Source organism: Mammaliicoccus sp. P-M59 (assembly GCF_022386135.1).
Taxonomy (GTDB): Bacteria; Bacillota; Bacilli; order Staphylococcales; family Staphylococcaceae; genus Mammaliicoccus; species Mammaliicoccus sciuri_A.
Genome location: NZ_JAJNJJ010000001.1, coordinates 600,175 through 624,928, shown reverse-complemented (window position 1 = coordinate 624,928; position 24,754 = coordinate 600,175). Strand labels below are relative to the sequence as shown.

Below are 24,754 nucleotides of genomic sequence, written 5' to 3'. Positions count from 1 at the left end.
TTTAGGAAGAAGACACGCTTTGTGTCTTCTTTCGTTATATATAAAGACCTAATTATAAGCATAGAGAGGGATCAAGATGACTAAGAATTCTAAATATAAACGCGTCGTATTAAAACTAAGTGGTGAAGCTTTAGCAGGAGATTCAGGCTTTGGCATTAACCCAGTCGTAATTAAAAGTATCGCTCAACAAGTGTCAGAAGTTGCTCAAATGGATTGCGAAGTTGCTGTAATCGTTGGTGGCGGAAACATTTGGAGAGGTAAAACTGGAAGCGATTTAGGTATGGATCGTGGAACAGCTGATTATATGGGCATGTTAGCCACTGTTATGAATGCTTTAGCATTACAAGATAGTTTAGAACAATTAGATTGTGATACTCGTGTATTAACTTCAATCGAAATGAAACAAGTTGCTGAACCATATATTAGAAGACGTGCGATTCGTCACTTAGAGAAAAAGAGAGTCGTTATATTTGCAGCGGGAATAGGGAATCCTTACTTCTCTACAGATACGACTGCAGCTTTAAGAGCAGCTGAAGTTGAGGCTGATGTTATCTTAATGGGTAAAAACAATGTTGATGGTGTTTATTCTGCTGACCCTAAAGTAGATCCTAAAGCAGAAAAATACGAAAGATTAACATATATTCAAATGTTACAAGAAGGATTACAAGTTATGGATTCAACTGCTTCATCATTCTGTATGGACAATGATATCCCACTTGTTGTATTCTCAATTATGGAAGAAGGAAATATTAAACGTGCTGTTCAAGGTGAAGAAATCGGTACGATTATTACAAAATAAACTTGAGGTGTAATTCCATGGCAGATGTTATTCAAGAAACGAAGTCAAAAATGAACAAAACTATTGAAAGTTTCAATAGAGATTTAGCTGGTATTAGAACTGGACATGCAAATGCGAATCTTTTAGAAAGAGTAAATGTTGAGTATTACGGTGTTCCAACACCTATTCAACAATTAGCAGGTATCTCAGTACCTGAAGCGCGTTTGTTAGTTGTTCAACCATATGACAAATCATCAGTTGATGATGTACTTAAAGCAATAAATGCTGCTAACTTAGGTGTTAATCCAACAAGTGATGGTACAGTTATTAGAATTTCAGTACCAGCATTAACTGAAGAACGCAGAAAAGAATTAGTAAAAGAAGCTAAAAAAGAAGCTGAAAATGCTAAAGTTGCAATTCGTAATGTTCGTCGTGATTCAAATGAAGATTTGAAGAAACAAGAAAAAAATGGCGAAATTACAGAAGATGATTTAAGAAATCAAACTGAAGAAGTTCAAAACATTACAAATGATTTCATCAAACAAATAGATGATTTAACGACTCAAAAAGAAAATGACATTTTGGAAGTTTAAAGATAAGAGCTGTACCAAATCAGACTTTGGTACGGTTTTTTCTTTATATATAACAGAATCACTCTTTTTGTGATAAAATGTATTACGATATGTTTAATTAATTTTACATATAAATTCGCGTTTGTTTGATGGAGGACGCTATGATAAAAAAGTTTATAAAGCAAAAACAACAAATAAATAATCAAGACAATGAATTATCGATACCTGAACATATAGCAATTATTATGGACGGAAATGGTAGATGGGCTAAAAATAGAAAAATGCCTCGTATAAAAGGACATTATGAAGGTATGCAAACGGTTAAGAAAATAACACGTAAAGCAAGTGATTTAGGTGTGAAATATTTGACTTTATATGCTTTTTCTACGGAAAATTGGTCGAGACCAGAAGATGAAGTGAAATATTTAATGAAATTACCGGTTGATTTTTTAAAGACTTTTCTACCTGAATTGATTGAAAAAAATGTTAAAGTCACAACAATTGGTTTTACCGAAGCTTTGCCGAAGCATACTAAAAATGCAATTGAAGAAGCTATCGAAAAAACGAAACATAATACAGGGCTAAATCTTGTGTTTGCGTTGAACTATGGTGGTAGAGCAGAAATTCTTAATGCTGTTAAAGAACTTTACCATGAAGTTGAAGAAGGCAATTTAACAATTGATGATCTATGTGAAGATAATATAAAGAAATATTTATTCACTTCAGATATTCCAGATCCAGAGTTGCTCATTCGTACATCAGGTGAAGAAAGATTAAGTAATTTTTTAATATGGCAATCATCTTATAGTGAATTTATATTTACTAAGACACTGTGGCCAGATTTTGATGAACAATCACTCATAGACTGTTTAAAAATTTATCAGTCGAGACAACGAAGATTTGGTGGGCTGTAAAGGAGATAAAAATGAAGACAAGAACAATATCGGCAATTGTTGCTATGGCTGTATTTCTTCCAGTCGTAATATATGGTGGATTACCCGTAATAGCGTTAGCGTATTTATTAGCGATTATTGCTTTAAAAGAAATTTTAAATATGAATAATTTATCAATTATTTCTATACCAGGTTTTTTGTCCACTGTTTCGCTATGTATAATATTATTGCCTCAAGAACTCATTAATAACGATATAAGTGTTCAACTTAGACTTCTAATCGTTATGAGTTTCTTAATGTTGAGTTATACAGTGATGTCTAAAAATAGATTTAATTTTATGGATGCCTCTTTCTGTGTCATGTCCGTTACATATATCGGAATAGGCTTTATGTATTTCTATGAGACAAGAGAACATGGCTTACAATTTATCTTATTCGCATTATTATTAGTGTGGTTAACTGATACAGGTGCATATATATTTGGTAGATTATTTGGTAAACATAAACTTTGGCCATTAATTAGTCCGAACAAAACGATTGAAGGATTTATTGGCGGCATTTTCTCAAGTTTAATCGTTGCAGTTATTTTTGGACAATATTTTGATATGGATGTATCATTATGGTTATTAATTCCATTAACGATGTTATTAAGTATGTTTGGACAATTAGGTGACTTAGTAGAATCTGGGCTTAAAAGACATTTCGGTGTGAAAGATTCAGGGAATATTATGCCAGGACATGGTGGTATATTAGATAGATTTGATAGCTTTATCTTTGTATTACCACTGTTAAATCTATTCCTATTTCAATTGTAAATTGGGGTGAAGTCTTTGAAAAATATAGCTATTTTAGGAGCTAGTGGTTCTGTTGGACAGCAAGCATTAGATGTTATAAGAGAACATGCATCACAATTTAATTTAGTTGCATTTTCAGTCGGTAAAAACATTGCTTATGCACAGAATATAATTGAAGAATTTCATCCAGAACTCATATCTGTTCAAAATGAAGAAGATATAGATAAACTTAAACATTTAAATATTGAAATTGTACATGGGGACGCAGGTTTATTAGCAGTTGCAACATACCATAATACCGATATTTTATTAAATTCAATTGTCGGTAGTATAGGTTTAAGACCTACTATTGCAGCTATAGAAGCTGGTATAGATATAGGACTAGCGAATAAAGAGACTTTAGTTGCAGCTGGTGAACTTGTGATGTCAAAAGCTAGAGAACATAATGTTAACATTCTACCTGTAGATTCAGAACACTCAGCAATATTTCAATGTTTAAATGGTGAGAAGAAAGAACAGGTTAATAAATTAATCATAACTGCGAGTGGCGGTTCATTTCGTGATTTAACACGTACAGAACTCAAATCTGTAACACGTGATGAAGCGCTCAACCATCCTAACTGGTCTATGGGGCAAAAGATTACGATAGATTCTGCAACAATGATGAATAAAGGTTTAGAAGTCATTGAAGCAAAATGGTTATTTGATTTAGATATTGACCAAATTGAAACTGTCTTACATAAAGAGAGTATTATTCATTCTATGGTTGAATTTAAGGATACGAGCGTGATTGCACAATTGGGTACACCAGATATGAGAACACCCATTCAATATGCATTTACATATCCAGAAAGATATACAAGAGATGCAGAAAAATTAAATTTGGCTCAAATCGGACAGTTGAATTTTAAAGAAATGGATTTCGATCGCTTTAAATGTATACAGTATGCTTATGAAGCCATTAAAATAGGTGGTACAATGCCCGTTGTTTTAAATGCTGTGAATGAAGTAGCTGTAAATAAGTTCTTGAACAATGAAATAACATTTTTGGAAATTGAAGACATGATTGGGGAAGCAATGAAAAACCATGAAGTTATTGAGCATCCAGATTTAGAAACGATTCTAAAAATTGATGCTACATATAAATCTAAGGATTACGGGGTGTAGGCGTGATTTATACAATATTAGCATTTATTTTTGTATTTGGACTATTAGTGACAGTACATGAATATGGACATATGTTCTTTGCGAAACGTGCAGGTATCATGTGCCCAGAGTTTGCCATAGGTATGGGACCTAAAATATATTCATATAAGAAAAATGAAACACTTTATACAATTAGACTACTTCCAGTAGGTGGTTATGTCAGAATGGCTGGAGATGGATTAGAACAAAATCCATTAACACCAGGTATGCATATCGCAATTAAATTAAACGATCAAAACGAAATAACACATGTTATTATGGATGATCAACATAAATTCCAACAAATTGAACATATTGAAATTAAAGATAGTGATTTCGAAAATGATATTTTCATTGAAGGTATTACAGCAAGCGATGAAGAAAGACATCATTTTAAAATAGCGAGAGAAGCTTACTTTGTTCAAGGTGGAGATTTAATACAAATTGCACCTAAAGATAGACAATTAATGTCTAAAAAGCCTTATCAAAGATTCTTAACTTTATTTGCAGGTCCGTTATTTAATTTTATTCTTGCTTTTGTTATTTTTATTGGGCTTGCTTATTGGAATGGTGTGCCAACGAATGAACCAGTATTTGGAGATTTAGAAGACGGTGCTCCTGCACAAACTGCAGGTATTAAAAAAGGTGACGAAATTCTATCAGTAGATGGACAAAAAATTCAAAAGTTTACAGATTTACAACCTATTTTTAAAGAGAAGAAAACTGAACCTGTAGAAATTAAAGTTGATCGTGATGGTCAAGAAAAGACTTTCAAAGTAGCAGCTAAAAAAGATAAACTAGAAGTTAGTAAAGGTAAATATGAAACACGATACATTATCGGTGTTGCACAACCGACAGAACACACAGTGTTTGGTCCATTAATTGCAGGTATTGAAAAAACAATAGTGGCAGGTCAATTAATATTCCAAGCAGTTCTTGGCTTGATTACGAGCATATTCACGGGTGGATTCTCCTTTGATATGTTAAATGGACCTGTTGGTATATATAGCAATGTAGATTCTATTGTGAAGCAAGGATTTATTACATTAATGGGTTACACAGCGTTATTAAGTGTTAACTTAGGTATTATGAATTTATTACCTATTCCAGCTTTAGATGGTGGAAGATTATTATTTGTTATTTATGAAATGATTTTCAGAAGACCGATTAATAAAAAAGCAGAAATGGTTATGCTTTCAATTGGTGCTGTATTTTTAATATTTGTAATGATTATGGTTACATGGAATGATATTCAAAGGTACTTCATGTAGCTTATAGGAGGAAACTTATGAAACAGTCGAAAATATTTATACCAACATTAAGAGAAGTTCCTGCAGAAGCGGAAGCAATTAGTCATAAACTTTTATTAAAGTCAGGTATGATTAAACAAAATGCAAGAGGTATATATAGCTATTTACCAACTGCAAAACGTGTACTCAACAAAATTGAGCAAATTGTACGTGAAGAAATGGAAAAAATCGATGGCGTAGAAGTGCTTATGCCTGTGTTACAACAAGCTGAACTTTGGAAAGAATCAGGTAGATGGGATGCGTATGGTCCAGAGTTAATGAGATTGCACGATCGTAATAAACGTGAATTTAGTTTAGGACCTACACATGAAGAAGTTGTGACTTCTCTTGTAAGAGATGAATTGAAATCTTATAAACGTTTACCAATCACTTTATTCCAAATTCAAACAAAATTTAGAGACGAACAACGTCCAAGATTTGGATTATTACGTGGCCGTGAATTTATTATGAAAGATGCTTATTCTTTCCATGCTAATGAAGATTCATTAGATGATACATACCAAGATATGTATCATGCTTATCATAATATCTTTACAAGAGTAGGTTTAAACTTTAGACCAGTACTTGCTGACTCTGGTGCTATCGGTGGAGACCACACGCATGAGTTTATGGTTTTAGCTGATATTGGTGAAGATACAATTGTTTATAGTGAAACAAGTGACTATGCTGCAAATATTGAAAAAGCTGAAGTAGCTTACACACCTAATCATGAACATACACCATTAAAAGATATAGAAAAAGTTGAAACGCCAAATGTTACAACAGCACAAGCATTAGCAGACTTTTTAAATGTGACTTTAGATAAAATTATTAAATCAATGATTCTTAAAGTTGATGATGAGTATGTCATGATTTTAATTAGAGGTCATCATGAAGTAAATGATGTTAAGTTAAAATCATATTTCAAAACAGATAATATCGAAATGGCAACTGAGTCTGAAATCGTGAATATTTTAGGTGCTAAGCCAGGTAGTCTAGGACCAGTTAATGTAGACCAAATCAAAATTTATGCAGACAATTTCGTTCAAGATATTAATAATTTAGCTGTTGGTGCAAATGAAACAGGTTATCATTTTATTAATGCGAACGTAGATAGAGACTTTAAGATTGAAGCATATGGAGACTTCAGATTTATTCTTGAAGGAGAAGCATTACCAGGTGATTTAGGTACTGCGAAATTCGCTGAAGGTATCGAAGTTGGTCAAGTCTTCAAACTTGGAACGAAATACTCTGAAAGCATGAATGCGACATTCTTAGATGAACAAGGTAAAGCACAACCACTTATTATGGGTTGTTATGGTATTGGTATCTCTAGAACATTATCAGCAGCAATCGAACAACATCATGATGATAAAGGGATTATTTGGCCAAAAGCTATTGCACCTTATGAAGTACATTTAATTGCGATTAATCCTAAAAAAGAAGAGCAACAAGCATTAGCAGATCAACTTTATGGACAATTGCAAAATAAATATGATGTCTTATATGATGACCGTAAAGAAAGTGCTGGGGTTAAATTTAATGATGCAGATTTAATAGGTTTACCAGTACGTGTTATGGTTGGTAAGAAAGCTTCAGAAGGTATCGTAGAAGTAAAACGTCGTGATAATTCAGAAAGTAAAGAAGTCCATATTGATGAATTAGATGAAGTACTTGCTACTTTCTATGATGCAGTAAAATAGACTGATAAAAACAACTAAATCTGATATAATATAAGATATTTAAAGAGGCTATTTAATGATTAGCCTCTTTTTCATTTTGATGAAGGTGGTCGTATAAGTGTCAATGACAGGGCAAGAGAAATTCCAAACGCTTCTCACGCAAATGAACATAACAGATGAACTTGATAAAGATGTCGTAGAACAAGGTGAACTTACAAGAATTGATGTGTCCCAATCAAAAAGATTGTGGCATTTCTACATTAAGTTGCCATATTATTTATCAAGTGAAATGTATCTTGTTTTTACAAATCAACTGAAAAATACTTTTAGTAGTATTGCGCAAGTTGATTGGACAATTGAAGTGACAACTAAAGAACAAATAGATGAACATATATTGAAATACATTCCACATTGTATTGATGGTACTGAATTAAGTGATAAAGTGAAACATCAACTAAAACAAAAGCCTATTATCTTTGCTGATGATATCGTGAAAGTTCAAGTGAACAATGATATTGAACGCGATTATTTCGATAAGCGTGTCAATGGTTCATTAGTAAAAGCGCTCCAGAAATGTGGCTTTCAAATAAGTCGTGTTATATTCGAAACGATGGATAATGAAGAACAAATGAGAAGAGAACTTGAATCATTTGAAGCGCACATCCAACAAGAAGATGAAGAAGCTGCACGAATTGCATCAGAAAAAATGGAACGTATGAAGAAAGAAAAAGCAGAATCTAGTGATAATGAAAATGCTGTATCACGATGTCAAATTGGTAAAGACATTCCTGTAGATTCTATTCGTAAAATAGAAGATATTATCGAAGAAGAGTTCAAAGTAGCACTTGAAGGTGTTATTTTTGATATCGAAATGAAAGAACTTAAAAGTGGTAGACATATTGTCACATTAAAAATTACGGACTATACCGATTCGCTTATACTTAAGATGTTTACGAGAAAAGGTAAAGATGACCTTGAACATTTTAAAGCTTTAAAAGTAGGTACATGGGTTAGAGCGCAAGGTAGAATTGAACAAGATCAATTTATACGTGATTTAGTGATGATGATGACGGATATCCATGAAATTAAGAAGTCTCCTAAACTTGATAAAGCAGATGAAAAAAGAGTTGAATTTCACTTACATACATCTATGAGTCAAATGGATGGGATAACACATATCGGTAAGTATGTTGAACAAGCGGCTAAATGGGGACATAAAGCAATCGCGATAACAGACCATAATGGTGTTCAAGGTTATCCAGATGCGCATGCAGCAGCAATGAAAAATGGTATTAAAATGATTTATGGTATGGAAGGTATGCTTGTAGATGATGGTGTGCCGATTGCGTACAAGTCACAAGATATTCCGCTTAAGACAGCAACGTATATTGTATTTGACGTCGAAACAACAGGACTTTCAAGTCAATATGATCAAATTATAGAATTAGCGGCCGTTAAGGTTAAAGATGGCGAAGTAATTGATACCTTTGAACGTTTTTCTGACCCAGGAGAACGTCTATCAGAAACAATTAAAAATTTAACTGGTATTACAGACGAAATGTTACGTGGACAACCTGATATCGAAACAGTTCTAAAAGATTTCCATGAATGGGTTGGAGACGCAATATATATTGCGCATAACGCATCATTTGATATGGGCTTTATAGATACAGGTTTTGAACGTATCGGACTTGGTGCTACGACAAATGGTGTTATCGATACACTTGAATTATCACGTACAGTGAATACTGAATATGGTAAACATGGATTGAATTTCTTAGCTAAAAAATATGGTGTAGAACTTACACAACACCATAGAGCGATTTATGATGCGGAAACAACAGCGCATATCTTTATTAAGATGTTAAAACAGTTAGAAGAACTCAATGTTCATAATCATAATCAAATAAACGAGAAGCTATCAAATGATGAAGCATATAAACGTGCAAGACCTTCTCATGTAACGCTAATCGTACAAAACCAAGTCGGACTTAAAAATTTATTCAAAATTGTCAGTGCCTCATTAGTAGATTACTTTTATCGTACACCACGTATACCACGCTCGTTATTAAACAAATATAGAGAAGGTATTCTAGTAGGTAGTGCATGTGATGAAGGAGAAGTATTTACAACGGTTATGCAAAAAGACCAAGAAGAAGTTGAAAAAGTTGCGAAATATTATGACTATATAGAAGTTCAACCTAAAGGCTTATATCAAGATTTAATTGATAGAGAATTGATCAAAGATAATGAAACGATGGAAGAAATATATACTCGTATATTAAGCGTTGGTGAGAAACTTGATATTCCAGTAATTGCAACAGGAAATGCCCATTATTTATACGAACATGATGCTGTTGCACGAAAAATATTAATCGCCTCTCAACCAGGTAATCCATTGAATAGACAAACATTACCTGAAGCTCATTTTAGAACAACAGATGAAATGTTAGATGAATTCCACTTCTTAGGTGAAGAAAAAGCATATGAAATCGTTGTGAAAAATACGAACGACTTAGCAGATAGACTCGAAACCGTGATACCTATTAGGGATGAATTATATACACCTAATATGGAAGGTGCGAACGAAGAAATTCGTGAAATGAGTTATGAGAATGCTAGAAAATTATATGGTGAAGACTTACCACAAATCGTAATTGATAGACTTGAAAAAGAATTAGAAAGTATTATCGGAAATGGTTTTGCGGTTATTTACTTAATCTCACAAAGGTTAGTTAAGAAATCATTGAATGATGGTTATTTAGTTGGTTCACGTGGTTCTGTCGGATCTAGTTTTGTTGCGACAATGACTGAAATAACTGAAGTGAATCCATTGCCGCCACATTATATTTGCCCATCTTGTAAAGAAAGTCATTTCTTTGATGATGGTTCAGTCGGATCAGGTTTCGACTTACCAGATAAACAATGTGAAAAATGTCATGTTGATATGATTAAAGAAGGACAAGATATACCGTTTGAAACATTCTTAGGTTTCAAAGGAGATAAAGTACCGGATATTGACTTGAACTTTAGTGGTGAATATCAACCAGTAGCCCATAATTATACGAAAGTACTGTTCGGTGAAGACAAAGTATTCAGAGCAGGTACAATCGGTACTGTTGCTGAAAAAACAGCTTTTGGTTATGTTAAAGGATATTTAAATGATCAAGGTATTCATAAACGTGCAGCTGAAGTTGATAGACTTGTTAAAGGTTGTACCGGTGTTAAAAGAACTACCGGGCAACATCCAGGGGGGATCATTGTAGTACCAGATTATATGGATATTTATGATTTTACACCAATCCAATACCCTGCTGATGATCAAAAATCACCATGGAAAACAACGCATTTCGACTTCCATTCTATTCATGATAATATTTTGAAACTGGATATATTAGGACACGATGATCCAACAATGATTAGAATGTTACAAGATTTATCAGGCATTGATCCTAAGACAATACCAGTAGACGATAAAGAAACAATGAAAATCTTTAGTACACCTGAATCATTAGGTGTAACAGAAGAAGATATTCTTTGTAAGACTGGAACATTTGGTGTGCCAGAATTCGGTACAGGATTCGTTAGACAAATGCTTGAAGATACGAAACCAACTACTTTTTCAGAGCTCGTACAAATATCTGGGTTATCACACGGTACAGACGTTTGGTTAGGAAACGCACAAGAGTTAATCAAATCAGGTACATGTGATTTATCAAGTGTTATCGGTTGTCGTGATGATATCATGGTTTACTTAATGTATAACGGCTTAGAACCATCACTTGCCTTTAAAATTATGGAAGCAGTTCGTAAAGGTAAAGGTTTAACAGATGAATTCGAAGAAGCTATGAAAGAAAATAATGTACCAGATTGGTATTTAGATTCATGTAAAAAAATTAAGTACATGTTCCCTAAAGCCCACGCTGCTGCATACGTTCTAATGGCATTAAGAATTGCATACTTTAAAGTTCATCATCCGTTGTTCTATTATGCAAGTTACTTTACAGTACGTGCGACAGACTTTGATTTAAAAACAATGACAAAAGATAAAGAGTCTATTAAAGCAACGGTGAAAGAATATTATAGCCGATTCCATGAATTAGCTAAAAAAGAAAAAGATGTATTAACAGTTTTAGAAATAACAAATGAAATGGCACATAGAGGATACAAAATCCAACCAGTCAGCTTAGAGAAAAGTGATTCGTTTGAATTCAAAATTGAAGGTGATTCACTTATTCCACCATTTATCGCAGTTCCTGGACTAGGTGAAAACGTTGCGAAACGTATCGTTGAAGCAAGAGAAGAAGGTCCATTCTTAGCTAAAGAAGACCTTAATAAAAAAGCAGGTGTATCACAAAAAATCATCGAATATCTCGATGAACTTGGATCATTACCAAATATGCCTGATAAAGCTCAGCTTTCAATATTTGATTTATAATGCATGTTCTTGAGCATAGCGCCATTATGTGATATACTGTTATTGCTTAAAATAATACTCTGACGTTTAAAGAGTGGGACATTTCCCGCTCTTTTCTGTTTGTATTAAGAGGGAGGTCATTATGAGTAAAGTTGCAGCACACGTTGAGGAAATTATTCAACCAATACTTGAAGATTTAAATTATGAACTTGTAGATGTCGAATATGTCAAAGAGGGATCAGACTATTATCTACGTATTGCAATTGATAAAGACGGTGGCGTTGATTTGAACGACTGCACAATTGCCTCTGAAAAGATTAGTGAAGTTATGGACAAAGAAGATCCTATTAAAGAACCTTATTTCATGGATGTATCTTCACCTGGTGCAGAACGCCCATTGAAAAAAGAAAAAGACTATCAAAATGCAATTGAACAACCCGTATTTATCTCGTTATACGAACCTGTTGAAGGAGATAAAGAATGTTTAGGCGTTTTAAAAGAAGTTACTGAAACATCTATAACGCTAGAAGTGAAAATTAAAACAAGAACTAAAAATGTCACGTTGCCACGCAAGAAAATCGCTAAAGCACGTCGATCAGTAATGTTATAATATAAAGGAGGATACATTGTGAAAGGTAATGAATTATTACTTGCAATTGAATACCTTGAAAAGGAAAAAAGAATACCTCGTGAGGTACTTATTGATGCAATAGAAGCGGCTTTAATCACAGCTTACAAAAAGAACTATGACAGTGCCAAAAATGTTAGAATCGAATTGAATCTTGATGAAGGTACTTATAGAGTTATTTCAAGAAAAGACGTTGTAGAAGATGTTGAAGATTATAGAGATCAAGTAGCATTAGATACAGCGTTAGTTACAAATCCAGCATACGAAATTGGAGATGTCTTTGAAGAAGACGTTACACCTAAAGATTTCGGTCGTGTTGGTGCTCAAGCAGCTAAACAAGCAGTTATGCAACGTTTAAGAGATGCTGAAAGAGGCATTCTTTATGATGAGTTTATTGATAAAGAAGATGACATTGTAACAGGTGTTATCGACAGAGTCGATCATCGTTATGTATATGTTAATTTAGGCCGTACTGAAGCTGTACTTTCTGAAGCTGAGAGAAGTCCAAATGAACAATATTTACCAAATGAACGTATTAAAGTATATGTGAATAAAGTTGAACAAACGACTAAAGGTCCTCAAATCTTTGTATCACGTACACATCCTGGTTTATTAAAGCGTTTATTCGAGCAAGAAGTTCCTGAAATTTATGATGGTACTGTAATTGTTAAATCTGTAGCACGTGAAGCTGGAGACCGTTCTAAAATTAGTGTCACTTCAGAAAATGGCGATATCGATGCTGTAGGTGCATGTGTTGGTGCTAAAGGTGTTCGTGTTGAAGCAGTCGTTAATGAATTAGGTGGCGAAAAAATCGACATCGTTGAGTGGGACGAAGATCCAAAAGTATTCGTAAGAAATGCTTTAAGTCCTTCACAAGTTGTAGAAGTTATTGTAGACGAAGAAAATCAATCGACTACAGTTGTCGTACCAGATTACCAATTATCATTAGCAATCGGTAAACGTGGACAAAATGCACGACTTGCTGCAAAATTAACAGGTTGGAAGATTGATATTAAATCAGAAACTGATGCAAGAGAAGCAGGCATTATTTCAACTGAAGAATCATAAAGTGAGGTGCTTTTATCATGAAAAAGAAAAAGATACCAATGCGTAAATGTATACTTTCAAATGAAATGAAACCTAAAAATGATATGATTCGTGTCGTTAAAAATAAAGAGGGCGAAATAACAGCAGATGCGACAGGTAAAGCACCAGGTCGCGGTGCATATGTTTCTAAAGATCTAGAAGTTATCGAAAATGCACAGAAACAAGGAAAGTTAGAACGTTATTTTGACAGTAATAAAGAAACACTTGAACCTGTCTATAAAGAAATCATTCGTTTAATTTACCGTGAGCGTATACCTAAATGAGTATAGAAAAGAAAGATCAAATTTTAAATCTTCTTGGTCTGGCAACAAGAGCTAGAAAGATTAAGACTGGCGAAGAAATTGTCATAAGTGAGTTAAGAAAAGGCAATGTTAAACTTGTCATACTTTCAGAAGATGCTGCAGCAAATGTTACAAAAACTATAAAAAATAAATGTGCAACTTATCATGTAACACTTTTAACTTTTGCTACACGCTATGAATTAGGCTACGCAATTGGAAAAGAAAGCAGAGTGGTGTTGGGCATAACTGACATTGGATTTAGCAAAAAGCTAAAAACGATGATTCATGATTTTCATGAGGAGTGAGTATATGAGTAAAAAGAGAATATATGAGTATGCAAAAGAAATCGATGTAAAGAGTAAAGCAATCATAGATGAATTAAAAAAGAATAACATAGAAGTATCAAATCACATGCAAGCATTAGAGGAGAATGACATTAAAATTTTAGATAAAGCATTTAAAAAGCAGGATTCTGCTAAAAAAGACCAAACAACTACTCACGCAAATACAAATAAATCAAATAACAACAAACAGAATAACAAACAAAACAATAAACCTAATCATCAACAAAAGAATCAAAAGAATAAAAAGCAAAATAACAAAAAACAACATAATCAACAACAGCAACAACCTAAACCGGAAGTTAAAGAAACACCATCTTTAATTACGTATGAAGAAGGTATTACAGTTGGTGAATTAGCTGATAAAATCAACAAAGATGCTTCTGAAATTATTAAGAAGTTATTCTTACTTGGTGTCGTAGCTAATATTAACCAAGCATTAGATACTGATACTGTTGAATTAATTTGTGCAGATTATGATATTGAAGCTGAGTTAGAAGTACATGTAGATGCTACTGACTTAGAAAATTACTTTGAAGTTGATGAAAATGATGCAGACTTAATTGAAAGACCTGCAGTTGTTACAATCATGGGACACGTTGACCATGGTAAAACAACACTTCTAGATTCAATCCGTAATACACGTGTTACAGCTGGTGAAGCGGGTGGTATTACACAACATATTGGTGCATACCAAATTGTTAACAATAACAAGAAAATTACATTCCTTGATACACCAGGACATGCTGCTTTCACAACAATGAGAGCGCGTGGTGCTCAAGTAACAGATATCACAATTTTAGTTGTTGCAGCTGATGATGGTGTAATGCCTCAAACAATTGAAGCAATTAACCATGCTAAAGCAGCAGAAGTACCAATTATTGTTGCGGTAAACAAAGTTGATAAACCAACAGCAAACCCTGATCGTGTTATGCAAGAATTAGGTGAATATGGTCTTTATCCTGAAGACTGGGGTGGAGATACAATCTTCGTTCAACTTTCAGCAATCCAAGGTGACGGAATCGATGATTTATTAGAAATGATTGGTTTAGTTTCTGAAGTTGAAGAATTAAAAGCTAACCCTGACCGTGCTGCAGTAGGTACTGTAATCGAAGCAGAGCTTGATAAATCACGTGGACCTGCAGCTTCTCTATTAGTACAAAACGGTACTTTAGAAGTAGGAGACTCATTAGTAGTGGGTAACACATACGGTAGAGTACGTGCGATGGTTAACGATTTAGGTAAAAGAATCAAAACAGCTGGACCATCAACACCTGTTGAAATTACTGGTTTACATGATGTACCACAAGCTGGTGATCGCTTTGTTGTATTCAAAAATGAAAAACAAGCTCGTCAAATCGGTGAAAAACGTCAACAAGAAAATATCTTAAAACAACGTCAAGATAGTAAGAGCGTTTCATTAGATAACTTGTTTGAACAAATGAAACAAGGTGAAATGAAAGATTTAAATATCATCATTAAAGGTGATGTTCAAGGTTCAGTAGAAGCTTTAGCAGCATCATTAATGAAAATAGATGTTGAAGGTGTTAATGTACGTATTATTCATACAGCAGTTGGTGCAATTAATGCATCAGACGTTACATTAGCAGCAGCATCAAACGGTATTATTATCGGATTTAACGTAAGACCAGATGCAGGTGCTAAACGTGCTGCAGAAGAAGAAAATGTTGATATGAGATTACACCGTATTATTTATAAAGTAATCGAAGAAATCGAATCAGCTATGAAAGGTCTATTAGACCCTGAATTTGAAGAGCAAGTTATTGGTCAAGCTGAAGTACGTCAAACATTTAAAGTATCTAAAGTTGGTACAATCGCTGGTAGTTACGTAACAGACGGTAAGATTACAAGAGATGCAAGTGTACGTATTATTCGTGACGGCATTGTTATCTTTGAAGGTGAATTAGATACACTTAAACGTTTCAAAGATGATGCTAAAGAAGTAGCAGCTGGATATGAATGTGGTATCACAATTGAAAAATTCAACGACATTAAAGAAGGCGACATCTTCGAAGCTTTCAAAATGGTTGAAATTGAAAGAAAATAATTAAGCGTAGTTTGAAGTATGTATGACGATTACTCATACTATAAAAATTTAATGAACTCAAATCTCATTATTTAGCATAGGCTAAATAATGAGATTTTTTTATATCAATTCATACAAATTACATAAAACTGTTAAAATGTTCGTTTTTAATCAAATTTTAATTTTTCTCTAATTGTATGTGAATCTTGTAAAGATAAATTATGGTTAAGCAAGAAATACGATATGAGGAGGAAATGAACATGAAAGTAGTGATTATTCCATCAGGATTTAAAGAAAGTTTAAGCGCAGAAGAGGTCGGAAAAGCAATTGCGAATGGTGTTAATAAAGTAGAAGGCAAACATGAAGTCACAACTATTCCAATGGTTGATGGTGGAGAAGGTTTTGTAGATACTATTATAAAACTTAAAGAAGGTAAAAAAATTGCAACGCAAGTAATGGGACCAATCGGTAAGCCGATTCATTCATACTTTGGTGTATTTAAAGAAAGTGGTGTTAAAACAGCCGTAATAGAAATGGCAGCGATTGCTGGTTTAAGGCATGTACCTAGAAATATGAGAAATCCACTTAATACAACTACATTTGGTGTAGGAGAAACAATTATTAAAGCATTAGATTATGGTGTTGAAAGAATCCTAATTGGTTGTGGAGATTCAGGTACATCGGATGGCGGAGTAGGAATGGCTCAAGCAGTAGGTGTTAAATTTTTAAATAAAGAAGGAGAACCTATATTTATTAATGGAGGGGGAGAAATTAACCGTATTCATGGTGTTGATATGAGATATATGGATCCAAGAGTACATCTAGTTGATATTGATGTAGCGGTAAATTGGATGAATATATTGTGTGGCAGTAAAGGAGTTGCAAGAGTATTTGGACCACAAAAGGGAGCATCAATTGAAGATGTAGAACAATTATCTTCCAACTTAGAACATCTTGCGAGACTAATTAAATCATTTAAAGGTGATGACTTATCGCTTATTAATGGTGGCGGAGCATCAGGTGGATTAGGAGCAGGTTTACATGGATTTTTAAATGCAAAGTTACATCCGCGCTTTGAAATTATAATGAAGTATATTAAAATTTCTGATGCAATTATTAATGCAGATTTAGTAATTACTGCTGAGGGGTGTATAGATTACCAAACACCAAACGGTAAAATTCCATCAGAAGTTGCAAGAATTGCGAAATCACACAATAAACCAGTTATCGCTTTTGCAGGAACAATTGGTTTAAATGCAAAAATTAATTATCAAAGTGGAATTGATGCTTTTACGAGTATAATCCCAGAACCAACAACTTTAGAAAATTCAATATCTGATGCAAAAGATTGGTTAGAAAATTGTTCTGAAAATGCATTTAGACATATTATGATAGGCATTAACCTAGGTAACCAAATGGTTGCTAAAGAGATGTGATCTAAATGACTAATAAGCAAATCATTTACTTATCTGTATATTTCATCTTTTCAATCTATATTTTCTTATATACAGATATGAGTTATTTAGCTAAATTAAGTTTAATTGTATTCGTATTGTCATTAGGTCTCTATTTATTATCAAATATGCCAGCAGGTTTATCTTCGTTTATCGCGATTATGATAGGTATTCTACTTGGATTACCAGAAGATGTAATGTTTCATTCAATGAATTCGCACGTAGTTTGGTTGATGATAGGCGCTTTTATTATTAGTGCGGCAATTGAAATAAGTGGTTTGTTAAACAGAATGATTAATTTTATACATGTGAGATGTAAAACGAGTAGAAGTGTGAATATACTTTTATTTCTTATCATACAAGTGATTTCTGTTATCGTACCATCAACTTCAGGTAGAGCAGCAGCTATGTTACCAGTTTATAAAGCATTTGAAACACGATTCCCGACATATAAGATGTATTTTGCATTGTTAATACCAATTTTAATATTAATGGGTGCAAATTTAACTTTAATTGGTGCCGGTAGTCATCTAGTTGGTATAGGATTATTAGAAGGAAAAGCTAATAAATCTATTTCTTATAGTGAATTTTTATTATGGGGATTGCCCTTTGGTTTAGTAATTGGTTTAGTTACTTTTATAGTGACTAAAATAATGTATATGAATATAAGTGAAGACGTACTCTACCATCAAGAAAAATCGCATGAAGAACGAAAGCCTTTTACTCAAATTGAGAAAAGAGCAATTGTATATATCGTCATCACAATAACTTTATGGATGACTGAAAATATTCATGGATTTGAAATTGCTTTTATTACCATGTTGATGGGTATTTGTATGATGCTACCTAGAATAGGTGTGATAACTTGGAAACAAGGTGTTCAAAATGTTTCATGGAGTTTAATATTCTTTGTAGCAGGTGCTACGACTTTAGGGAATTTGTTGGTCACTTATAAAGTAGTGGATTATATACAAGATCATTTGTTAAATTATTTATCTCAATTTCAAACTTTAAATGAATTCGCTATACTTAGTATAATAGTGACTATCACTGTTACTTCACATTTGTATATTACAAGTCATACGACACGGGCAATTGTTTTTGTACCAGTATTTTTATTATTTAGTGAAATGTTTAATTTAAATCCAGTCGCAGTAGTGTTTATTACTTTAATTGGAACGAATTATTGTGTAACATTTCCAGTTTGCTCAAAAGCATTGCTATTATTTTATGAACAAGAAGAAAAACCATTTAAAAATCGAGATTTAATGAAAATAAGTGTTATATTAATGCCAACTTATATATTATTGATGATATTTAGTTATTATATATGGTGGCAATTTACAGGACTTTCACTTAGATAGGAGACAAAATAATGGAGAAAATATTAGTTGTCGAAGATGATGAAAAAATTGCACGTGTCATACAATTAGAACTAGAATATGCAAATTATAAAATTGATATTGCACACACAGGTAAATCAGCATTAGAACGTTTAGAAAATGAAAATTTCGACCTGATTTTATTAGATGTTATGATTCCAGAACTAAATGGATTAGAAGTATTAAGACGCGTAAGAGAACAAAATCAAGACGTTAAAATTATAATGCTGACTGCACGCGATGCAGTTATGGACAAAGTTAGTGGCTTAGATTCAGGTGCTAATGATTATATGACAAAGCCATTTGAAATTGAAGAATTGCTCGCTCGTATTCGAGTTCATTTGAAAGAAAAAAGTACTTTAAAAGTACAAAATGAAGACGACAATGCATCTACTTATAGATATTTAACAATTTATAAATCAAGACGTGAAGTCTATATTGATAAGGAACCAATTAATTTAACACAAAAAGAATATGACTTATTAATTTACTTTTTAGATAATAAAAATCAAGTGTTAACGAGAGAGCAAATTATAGAAGCGGTATGGGGTTATGACTATTATGGCGATACAAATGTTATCGATGTTTATGTCCGATATTTAAGAAAAAAACTTGATATAGATACAGAGTCTATTATAACTAGCGTTAGAGGAATAGGATATATATTAAAGGATTGATATTATGAAATTAGGAACAAAGATCCAATTATACACAACAGTTATGATTGTTATAGTAGTGATATTAATCAACTTAGTTGTATATTTTGTGTATCAAAAAATTTCATTAGATTCAGAAGTGACTCAATTAGAAAGTCGCGGAATAAATATAATGAAAGAATTACAAAATACAACTAGAGAAAATGTAAATACTGAAGCGGTATTACAATCTTATTTACTCTCTGACGGATATATTACTTTAGTAAACAAAAATGACAAAAAAATAATTCAAATTTCGACAGATGTAAACTACAAAAATATTGGTGAACCATTTAAAAATGAACAATATAAGAAAGTGGTAAATAAGAAAGGTAATCACTTTGCAATGGTATCACTACCGATTATTTGGAAAAACGGTGAAGTAAGTAATTTACAAATTTACGAAAATATTAATTTCAAATATGAAACCTTTGATATATTAAAAGGCATATTAATTGTATCTACTTTTATTATACTAATTGTTATATTTTTATTAAATCGAATTATTACTCAGATTATATTGAAACCGATTAATGAACTTATAATAAAGATGAATAAGACGAAAGAAACAAAACATTACACGACTATTGGTATTAATAAAGATGATACGAAAGAATTAAAAGAATTATCACAAACATTTAACGATATGATGCTCTATTTAAAAGATCATGATGAAAAGCAACAAGCTTTTATTCTAAATGCTTCTCATGAATTAAAAACCCCAATCACGGTAATTAGTTCATATAGTGAAATGTTAAAACGATTTGGGAAAACTCGTGAAGATATTTTAGAAGAGGGTATAGATACGATTAATGATGAAGCAAAACGTTTAAAATATTTAACTGAGCAAATGTTGGATTTAGCTAAGATAGAGAGAACGTATCATGATTTACCACTAGAGAAAATTAATTTATATGATGAAATCTATATTTTAGTTAAACGCCTAATGGCAGTATATAAACGAAAAATTAATTTATCTGCTGAAAATCAACATATAGAAGGACTTGTGAATAAAGAAAGTTTCACACAAATTATGACTATATTTTTAGATAATGCATACAAATATAGTCAGAGTCATATTGATATTAATATTTTAACAATTAAAGATCATATTCAAATACAAATTAAAGACTATGGCTCAGGTATTCCAGAACAAGATTTAGAGAAAATTTTTACGCGCTTTTATAGAGTTGATAAAGCAAGATCAAGAGAATCTGGTGGATCTGGATTAGGACTTTATATTGCAAAAGAATTAGCATTGAAAAATCATATTGATATTAAAGTTGATAGTGAAATGAACAAAGGCACTCAATTTACACTTATTTTAGAGAGGGTGAAATAATTTGAAAATAGCAACAAAACACATCCTTGTTTTGTTAGCATCTACACTATTTATAGTATTAAGCGTCATTATTTATATGAAAGCAAATGAAAAATTAATGAAGAAAGAAGAAGTAGAAAAGTTTGTTACTGATCGATATAAAGGGAATATTGAAGATATTTCGCTTTCTGATGATGAATCATTATTCCATGTTAATATTAAAGATAGTAATAAAGTGTATTCTTTAGATATTGATCGTAAGAAAGAGGTTATTAAAAACGTAAAATCAAAAACGATTAAAAATAAAGAGCAGTCTAATAATAAAGAAAAAAAGCAAAAAGAAAATCCTAGAAAAAAAGAAAAGAAATCATTAATCAGTGAAAAAGAAGCAAAGCAAATCTCTCATCAAAAAGTTGGCGGAAAATTTATAGATATAAAGAAAAATACAAATACAACGCCGAATACGTATACAATAACTCAATATGTAGATGATGATGAAGGTGCGGTTGTAACTGTTAATGCAGTAAGTGGTAAAATAAATTCTGTCTCATGGTTTAATATTGAACAACCACAATTAGAATATAATGCTCCAAAGACAGATGAAAGACAAGAAGCACAAACAAATAATGGATATTATTATGAACAAGATGATGACTTTGACGATGATGATGAAGATGATGATTAAATTTCTATCATAAAAACATTTGTTAAATATAATCTTGGTATATTTGATAGGAGGAATTGACGATAACCACTTTAGCAATCATTATTTTTGTATTGACACTGACTTTCGTTATTTGGCAACCGAAAGGACTAGATATCGGTGTAACAGCTTTTATTGGTGCATTAATTGCTATTATAACTGGTGTTGTACAAATAGAAGATATATTTGAAGTGACTAGCATTGTTTGGAATGCAACATTAACATTTATAGCGATTATTATCATTTCGCTTATTCTTGATGAAATAGGATTCTTTGAATGGTCTGCGATTCATATGGTTAAAGCCTCTCGAGGAAATGGTGTAAAGATGTTCGTTTATATTATGATATTAGGTGCAATTGTTGCGGCATTTTTTGCGAATGATGGTGCAGCTTTGATACTTACGCCTATAGTATTGGCAATGGTACGTCATCTTGGATTTAATAAGAAAATCATTTTTCCTTTTGTGATAGCAAGTGGATTTATAGCAGATACAACTTCGCTACCATTCACAGTGAGCAATTTAGTGAATATTGTTTCTGCAGACTATTTTAATATTGGCTTTGTTGAATATTTCTTACATATGTTCATACCGAATATATTCTCATTATTGGCCAGTATTGCCGTATTGTGGTTATTCTTTAAATCGTCAATACCACGTACATTTGATGATCGTCATTTAAAACAACCAAAAGAAGCAATTAAAGATTTGAAACTGTTTCGTATGTCATGGGCTATACTATCCATTTTACTCATCGGATATTTTATCAGTGAGTTTGTACACATACCCGTATCAATTATTGCAGGTATAGTAGCCATTATATTTGTATGGTTTGCTAGAAAATCTCCTGCAGTTCATACTAAAAAAGTACTTAAAGGTGCACCATGGAATATAGTTGTATTCTCAATTGATATGTATTTAGTTGTCTTTGGACTAAAAAATGTAGGTATCCTTACGATTTTAAGTCATATACTAACAGACATTTCTCAACATGGATTATTTGCAAGTATTATGGGAATGGGATTTATTGCAGCATTTCTGTCATCGATTATGAATAACTTACCAACCGTTCTCATAGATGCGCTCGCTATCCATCAATCAGATGTTATTGGTCCGCTTAAAGAAGGCATGATTTATGCAAATGTCATCGGTTCAGACCTCGGTCCGAAAATTACTCCCATCGGTTCATTAGCAACATTATTGTGGCTACATGTATTGTCACAAAAAGGTGTTAAAATACCTTGGGGCGCATACTTTAAAACAGGTATTATCATAACGATACCCGTATTATTTATTACATTAGTAGGGTTGTATGTAACATTGTTAATCTTTTAAAAAACAGTTAAGATAGGAAGCTATCTTAGCTGCTTTTCTGTTTGCGATATTGTAAAGGTGTCATAAAATAGAATTGCTTAAATACTTTGATATAATGTGATGTTGTTTTATAGCCTACTTTTCTACCAATATCTTCAACTGTCATTATATTCTCATTAAGCAATGCGATACTTTTTTCGATTCTTATTTCATGTAAATATTGCATAATGGTTTGTTGTGTTACTTGTTTAAATAGTCTTGATAAATGAAATTTTGAACCGTGACATTGGTTACAAATTTTATCTAATGTAAGATTTAAATGATAATTTCGATGAATGAAATTTTTTATTTGTAATGCCCATTCTTCATCTTCTAATAATTGACCTGTTGGATTACACTTTTTACAAGGACGATAACCATTTTCTATAGCTTCGTGATAGTCTCGATATATTGAAACATTTTCTTTATTAGGTAATTTAGCATTGCATGAAGGTTTACAGAATATCATTGTCGTCTTAACTGCATATACAAAATCATCATTTGCTAATTTATTGTTTGTTTGAATGTCTTGCCATCTTTTCTCAGTTAAATACATTGCCAAATCTATCACCTCAAAAATATCATAACATATAAAAATATCCTTATATTGCTATCTAATTATGATAACGACTATTTATATTGAGTTTACAAATAAATTCATTTAAACTTTCATCAAAGGAGGTAGACGATGAAAATAATTTATCATGGTATTCTTAAGCATCTTAATAAACATCTCGATATTTATGCAAGTGATGAAGGTCTCGTATTTGTAGGCTCATTTGATAAAGAAAATGAAATACATCAGTTTATTTCAAATATAGAAATTAAAGAAAATCAAGACAAAGTAAAACCTTATATCGACCAATTGAATGAATACTTTAATGGCACAAGAAACACTTTTGACTTAAAAATAGATATAAATTCCACACCTTTTAACGAAACTGTGTGGCAAGTGTTGACCAAAATACCATATGGAGAAACAACAACTTATTCAGATTTAGCCAATAAAATTAATAAACCAAATGCAGTTAGAGCTGTTGCATCAGCAGTCGGTAAAAATCCATTAAACATTGTGATACCTTGCCATCGTGTAATAGGCAAAGACGGACAACTAAGAGGCTATAGAGGCGGACTTGAAATGAAGCAATCATTATTAGAATTAGAATCAAGACACACCCATTTATCATAAATAATGTGGTGTGTTTTCTATTATCATTTCGTGTATGATAATAGAAAGAGATGATTGGGGGTTCAATATATGAGTAGTGATGATAATAGTAGGAAAGTCATTTTGGATTTAGCTGTTACATTAGATGGGCTTATCGAAGGTGAAAATGGCGAGATTGACTGGTGTATTATGGATCCTGAAATGAATTTTGATGACTTTTTAAATCAAGTCGATACAATTTTTTATGGAAGAAAAAGTTATGAAGCATGGGGAGATTTTCAACCGAGTTTAGAAGATACAGAAGAAGACAAATTAATGTGGAAAAACATACATGCCAAAGAAAAATATGTCTTTTCAAAGAAATTTAAGTTTGAAGATAAACACGTCAATGTTATTAAAGATAATATCGTAGAACATGTAAATGAAATAAAAAGTAAGCCAGGTAAAGATATATGGTTATATGGTGGATCTAGCTTAATTACGACATTTGTAAATTATGGATTAGTAGATGAATATAGACTATCCATACATCCTATCGTTTTAGGAAAAGGAAAACCACTATTTATAGATATAGAAGATAGACAACAACTTAAACTAGTACATTCAAGAAAATTTAAATCAGGTGTTATACAATTAATTTATCATAATGAGTAGTAGGTGATATC

22 protein-coding genes are annotated in these 24,754 nt (G+C 32.3%); 21 read left to right on the top strand and 1 reads right to left on the bottom strand.

Annotation, left to right across the window (positions count from 1 at the left end; genetic code table 11):
- The first annotated feature begins 76 nt into the window (after positions 1-76).
- The 19 genes from pyrH (at position 77) to arsB (ending at position 22,903) form a co-directional block, all read left to right on the top strand.
- Positions 77-799: a UMP kinase gene (gene pyrH / locus LQ617_RS03020; RefSeq protein ID WP_025905325.1), complete on the top strand. Its 723-nt coding sequence runs from the start codon at positions 77-79 to the stop codon at positions 797-799.
- 17 nt (positions 800-816) lie between these two features.
- Complete coding sequence (gene frr, locus LQ617_RS03015; RefSeq protein ID WP_037587780.1) at positions 817-1,371, top strand: ribosome recycling factor; 555 nt, start codon at positions 817-819, stop codon at positions 1,369-1,371.
- Positions 1,372-1,511: 140 nt separating this feature from the next.
- Positions 1,512-2,264, top strand: a complete 753-nt coding sequence (locus LQ617_RS03010; RefSeq protein ID WP_025905327.1) for an isoprenyl transferase — start codon at positions 1,512-1,514, stop codon at positions 2,262-2,264.
- 11 nt (positions 2,265-2,275) lie between these two features.
- Positions 2,276-3,058, top strand: coding sequence for a phosphatidate cytidylyltransferase (locus LQ617_RS03005; protein ID WP_037587782.1), 783 nt, complete (start codon positions 2,276-2,278; stop codon positions 3,056-3,058).
- 15 nt (positions 3,059-3,073) lie between these two features.
- The gene (gene dxr / locus LQ617_RS03000) at positions 3,074-4,204 is read left to right on the top strand and encodes a 1-deoxy-D-xylulose-5-phosphate reductoisomerase (RefSeq protein ID WP_037587783.1); all 1,131 of its coding nucleotides are present in this window, start codon (positions 3,074-3,076) and stop codon (positions 4,202-4,204) included.
- Positions 4,205-4,206: 2 nt separating this feature from the next.
- Complete coding sequence (gene rseP / locus LQ617_RS02995) at positions 4,207-5,493, top strand: RIP metalloprotease RseP (RefSeq protein ID WP_058611079.1); 1,287 nt, start codon at positions 4,207-4,209, stop codon at positions 5,491-5,493.
- 17 nt (positions 5,494-5,510) lie between these two features.
- Positions 5,511-7,214: a proline--tRNA ligase gene (locus LQ617_RS02990; protein ID WP_239739491.1), complete on the top strand. Its 1,704-nt coding sequence runs from the start codon at positions 5,511-5,513 to the stop codon at positions 7,212-7,214.
- Between the two features lie 97 nt (positions 7,215-7,311).
- Complete coding sequence (locus tag LQ617_RS02985) at positions 7,312-11,631, top strand: PolC-type DNA polymerase III (RefSeq protein WP_424364868.1); 4,320 nt, start codon at positions 7,312-7,314, stop codon at positions 11,629-11,631.
- Between the two features lie 121 nt (positions 11,632-11,752).
- Complete coding sequence (gene rimP / locus LQ617_RS02980) at positions 11,753-12,220, top strand: ribosome maturation factor RimP (RefSeq protein WP_239739489.1); 468 nt, start codon at positions 11,753-11,755, stop codon at positions 12,218-12,220.
- Between the two features lie 18 nt (positions 12,221-12,238).
- Positions 12,239-13,306, top strand: a complete 1,068-nt coding sequence (nusA, locus tag LQ617_RS02975; RefSeq protein WP_037587793.1) for a transcription termination factor NusA — start codon at positions 12,239-12,241, stop codon at positions 13,304-13,306.
- A 17-nt stretch (positions 13,307-13,323) separates the two neighbouring features.
- On the top strand, positions 13,324-13,608 hold the full coding sequence (gene rnpM, locus LQ617_RS02970; protein WP_025905335.1) for an RNase P modulator RnpM: 285 nt from the start codon (positions 13,324-13,326) through the stop codon (positions 13,606-13,608).
- Complete coding sequence (locus tag LQ617_RS02965; RefSeq protein ID WP_025905336.1) at positions 13,605-13,931, top strand: ribosomal L7Ae/L30e/S12e/Gadd45 family protein; 327 nt, start codon at positions 13,605-13,607, stop codon at positions 13,929-13,931. Before rnpM ends, LQ617_RS02965 begins: the two co-directional genes overlap by 4 nt.
- Before the next feature lie 4 nt (positions 13,932-13,935).
- Positions 13,936-16,035, top strand: a complete 2,100-nt coding sequence (infB, locus tag LQ617_RS02960) for a translation initiation factor IF-2 (RefSeq protein WP_239739487.1) — start codon at positions 13,936-13,938, stop codon at positions 16,033-16,035.
- A 239-nt stretch (positions 16,036-16,274) separates the two neighbouring features.
- Positions 16,275-17,450, top strand: a complete 1,176-nt coding sequence (locus LQ617_RS02955; protein WP_239739485.1) for a glycerate kinase family protein — start codon at positions 16,275-16,277, stop codon at positions 17,448-17,450.
- Positions 17,451-17,455: 5 nt separating this feature from the next.
- Positions 17,456-18,832 carry an SLC13 family permease gene (locus LQ617_RS02950; RefSeq protein ID WP_239739483.1) on the top strand — a complete coding sequence of 459 codons (1,377 nt, stop codon included), beginning with the start codon at positions 17,456-17,458 and terminating at the stop codon, positions 18,830-18,832.
- Positions 18,833-18,843: 11 nt separating this feature from the next.
- Positions 18,844-19,527, top strand: a complete 684-nt coding sequence (locus LQ617_RS02945) for a response regulator transcription factor (RefSeq protein WP_239739481.1) — start codon at positions 18,844-18,846, stop codon at positions 19,525-19,527.
- A 4-nt stretch (positions 19,528-19,531) separates the two neighbouring features.
- Positions 19,532-20,887, top strand: coding sequence for a sensor histidine kinase (locus LQ617_RS02940; protein WP_239739479.1), 1,356 nt, complete (start codon positions 19,532-19,534; stop codon positions 20,885-20,887).
- Between the two features lies 1 nt (position 20,888).
- Complete coding sequence (locus LQ617_RS02935; RefSeq protein ID WP_204977527.1) at positions 20,889-21,551, top strand: PepSY domain-containing protein; 663 nt, start codon at positions 20,889-20,891, stop codon at positions 21,549-21,551.
- Between the two features lie 62 nt (positions 21,552-21,613).
- The gene (gene arsB, locus LQ617_RS02930; protein WP_239739769.1) at positions 21,614-22,903 is read left to right on the top strand and encodes an arsenite efflux transporter membrane subunit ArsB; all 1,290 of its coding nucleotides are present in this window, start codon (positions 21,614-21,616) and stop codon (positions 22,901-22,903) included.
- 25 nt (positions 22,904-22,928) lie between these two features.
- Here the strand turns inward: arsB and LQ617_RS02925 are convergent, their stop codons facing one another.
- Positions 22,929-23,477, bottom strand: a complete 549-nt coding sequence (locus tag LQ617_RS02925) for an Ada metal-binding domain-containing protein (RefSeq protein WP_239739767.1) — start codon at positions 23,475-23,477, stop codon at positions 22,929-22,931.
- A gap of 132 nt (positions 23,478-23,609) precedes the next feature.
- Here LQ617_RS02925 and LQ617_RS02920 point away from each other — a divergent pair, with 132 nt between their 5' ends.
- The gene (locus LQ617_RS02920) at positions 23,610-24,110 is read left to right on the top strand and encodes a methylated-DNA--[protein]-cysteine S-methyltransferase (RefSeq protein WP_239739477.1); all 501 of its coding nucleotides are present in this window, start codon (positions 23,610-23,612) and stop codon (positions 24,108-24,110) included.
- A 69-nt stretch (positions 24,111-24,179) separates the two neighbouring features.
- On the top strand, positions 24,180-24,743 hold the full coding sequence (locus LQ617_RS02915; RefSeq protein ID WP_204255121.1) for a dihydrofolate reductase family protein: 564 nt from the start codon (positions 24,180-24,182) through the stop codon (positions 24,741-24,743).
- Positions 24,744-24,754: the final 11 nt, after the last annotated feature.